General features: G+C 69.1%; 3 protein-coding genes and 1 pseudogene. All 4 read right to left on the bottom strand.

Going from position 1 to position 2,868, the window contains the following annotated elements; genetic code table 11:
• Positions 1 to 614 (bottom strand): glycosyltransferase family 4 protein (locus DD1DGNOD_RS22375; protein ID WP_131770985.1); only part of this gene is annotated, 614 nt, incomplete at its 3' end.
• A gap of 34 nt (positions 615 to 648) precedes the next feature.
• Positions 649 to 1,905, bottom strand: coding sequence for a serine hydroxymethyltransferase (glyA, locus tag DD1DGNOD_RS22380; RefSeq protein ID WP_131770984.1), 1,257 nt, complete (start codon positions 1,903 to 1,905; stop codon positions 649 to 651).
• Positions 1,906 to 1,938: 33 nt separating this feature from the next.
• Positions 1,939 to 2,595, bottom strand: a complete 657-nt coding sequence (locus DD1DGNOD_RS22385; RefSeq protein ID WP_131768435.1) for an L-threonylcarbamoyladenylate synthase — start codon at positions 2,593 to 2,595, stop codon at positions 1,939 to 1,941.
• Positions 2,592 to 2,868: pseudogene (locus tag DD1DGNOD_RS22390) on the bottom strand (peptide chain release factor N(5)-glutamine methyltransferase); the annotation flags it as partial. The pseudogene DD1DGNOD_RS22390 and the gene DD1DGNOD_RS22385, both read right to left, overlap by 4 nt.

The following is a 2,868-nucleotide window of genomic DNA, read 5'->3' on the forward strand; positions in this document are numbered from 1 at the left end:
ACGGCGGCCAGCAACGCCGCCGGTGCGGCGCGGGAGAAGTGATTGATCACGGCGACCTCGTAGGCGAAGTAGAACGTGGCGCCCGCGGCGATGGCCGCAACCCCGGCGGCAAGACCGTCCAGCCCGTCGATGAAGTTCATGGCGTTGACCAGGATCACCGTGGCGAGGATCGACAGTGGCACGGCCGTCTCCGGTCCGAGACTGAAGGTCGTGTCACTGTCCGGATTCACCGCGAAGGACCACTGGATGCCCAGCAGTACCATTACCCCGGCGGCCGTGACCTGACCCGCAAGCTTCGTCACGGGATCCAGCGGCCACCGGTCGTCCACGACACCGAGCAGGCAGATCAGCGCACCGGCGACGAGTACCGCATGCGGTTCGGCCCAGTCCTGGGAGACCGCGGACAGGAACGGCAGCTGGTCAGCGACAAGCAGCCCGGCGGCAAGCCCGGCGAGCATGGCCAGACCGCCAAGCCGTGGAGTCGGCACGGCATGGACGTCGCGGTCGCGGACGCCCGCGACCGCGCCGACCCGGATCGCGAAACGCCGCGCCACAGGCGTGCACAGGAACGTGATCGCCGCCGACACCGCGAAAACGAGCAGATACTCCCGCAATCTTCTAACGCAATCTTCTAACGCATTTGCCGGGTCACCGCGGGTATGCGGGGTGCTTGGCCGTCAGGGCGGCAACACTCGTGGCCGCGTCGCCGGCAGCGTCGGGATCACTGACAACGCGGGCGATGAGCGCGGCGATGTCCTTCATCTCGCCTTCCTTCATGCCCTGGGTCGTCACTGCGGGAGTGCCCACCCGGATTCCGGAGGAGACCGCGGGTGGCTGCGGGTCGTACGGAATCGCATTCTTGTTCAGGGTGATCCGGGCGGCGTCACAGCGGGCCTCCGCCTCCTTGCCGGTGACCCCGAGAGCACGCAGGTCAAGCAGGGCGAGATGGGTGTCGGTTCCGCCGGCGACAGGCCGCACCCCCTCGGCGGCAAGCGCGTCCGCGAGCGCCTGGGCATTGCGGATCACCTGGTGGGCGTAGTCCTGGTAGGCGGGGGTCGCGGCCTCCCGCAACGCGACCGCCTTGGCCGCGACCGCGTGCATGAGCGGGCCGCCCTGGCTGAAGGGGAAGACCGCCTTGTCGATCCGCTGGGCGAGCTCCTCCCGGCAGAGGATCATCCCGCCCCGCGGGCCGCGCAGGACCTTGTGGGTGGTGAAGCTGACGACGTCGGCAAAGGGGACCGGACTCGGGATCGCCTTGCCCGCGACCAGGCCGATGAAGTGGGCGGCATCCACCATCAGCCACGCCCCGACCTCGTCCGCGATCGACCGGAAGGCTGCGAAATCGATCAGCCTCGGGTAGGCGGTGGCGCCACAAATAATCATTTTGGGCTGATGCTGGCGAGCGAGGTCGCGCACCTCGTCATAGTCGATCAGCTCGGTATCCTCACGAACGCCGTACGCGGCGACGTTGAACCACTTGCCGCTGAAGTTGACTCGACTACCGTGCGTAAGGTGACCGCCGTGCGGGAGGGACATCGCCAGCACGGTGTCGCCAGGTACCAGCAGCGCCGCGTACACCGCGAAGTTGGCCTGGGCCCCCGAGTGCGGCTGTAGATTGGCGTGCTCGGCGCCGAAAAGCTCCTTCGCCCGGGCGATGCCGATCTCCTCCGCGCGGTCCACGACCTGGCATCCGCCGTAGTACCGGCGACCCGGATATCCCTCGGCGTACTTGTTCGACAACGTTGATCCAAGGGCCGCTAGCACTGCCGGCGAGGTGAAGTTCTCGCTGGCGATGAGCTGGAGTCCTCCTCGGAGCCGGTCCAGTTCGTCCAGGACGACGCCGGCGATCTCGGGATCCTCGGCACGGAGCTGGTCGAAGTCCGGGCCCCAGAACGGGGTGCTCATAAGCTGCCTCTCCTGCTGCGTCAGTTCACTGCGTCAGTTCACTGCGGCGGGTACCCGAAGCGACGGGAGAACCTCACGCAGCGCCGCCAGGTCGACGGCGCCGACCCGCAGCACGCGCGGGACGTCATCGGTGCAGTCGACGATCGTCGAGGCGACACCGACTGCGCAGGGCCCGCCGTCCAGGTACACCTCGACGGAATCACCAAGCTGGGCAACAGCGTCGTCCGCCGTGGTCGCCGGTGGCCGACCGCTGATGTTCGCGCTGGACACCGCCATCGGACCGGTCCGGCCGAGCAGTTCGATCGCCACCGGATGCAGCGGCATCCGTACCGCGACCGTGCCCCGCGCGTCACCGAGATCCCAGGTCAGCGACGGTGCGTGCCGCACGATCAGCGTGAGCCCGCCCGGCCAGAACGCTCGAACCAGGTCACGGACCTGCGAGGTCACCCGCTCCACCAGCCCGTCGAGGGTGCGCCACGAACCGACCAGCACAGGCACGGGCATCTCCGGCCCACGGCCTTTGGCCTCCAGCAGGGCCCGGACCGCGACCTGGTCGAAGGCGTCGGCCCCGATGCCGTACAGCGTGTCGGTGGGTAACACCACCAGTCCACCGTGCCGGACCGCACGGGTAGCTGCCTCGAGCCCGGCCGCGCGCGGTCCGGGGTCCGCGCAGTCGTAGCGTCTGCTCACCGCTCCTCCCCTACTACCCCCGGGCTCGGCGTACCCCGAACTCGGCGTGTCGCTGTGACGAACCGGTCCCGTCCAGTCAGATCCTGATGGCCGCGGACATCATCCCAGTAGCCGTGCGCCCGCAGCAGGGCAGGGGCCGCCGACCCGTGCCGGTCGGAATGCTCGATCACCAGCCGTCCACCGTCGCGGAGCAGGTCGACCGCTGCCTGCGCGACAGCGCGCACGCCGGCCAGGCCGTCCGGCCCGGCCCACAGGGCAGCGGGCGGATCATGC

This window comes from Candidatus Protofrankia californiensis, assembly GCF_900634765.1.
Classification (GTDB): domain Bacteria; phylum Actinomycetota; class Actinomycetes; order Frankiales; family Frankiaceae; genus Protofrankia; species Protofrankia californiensis.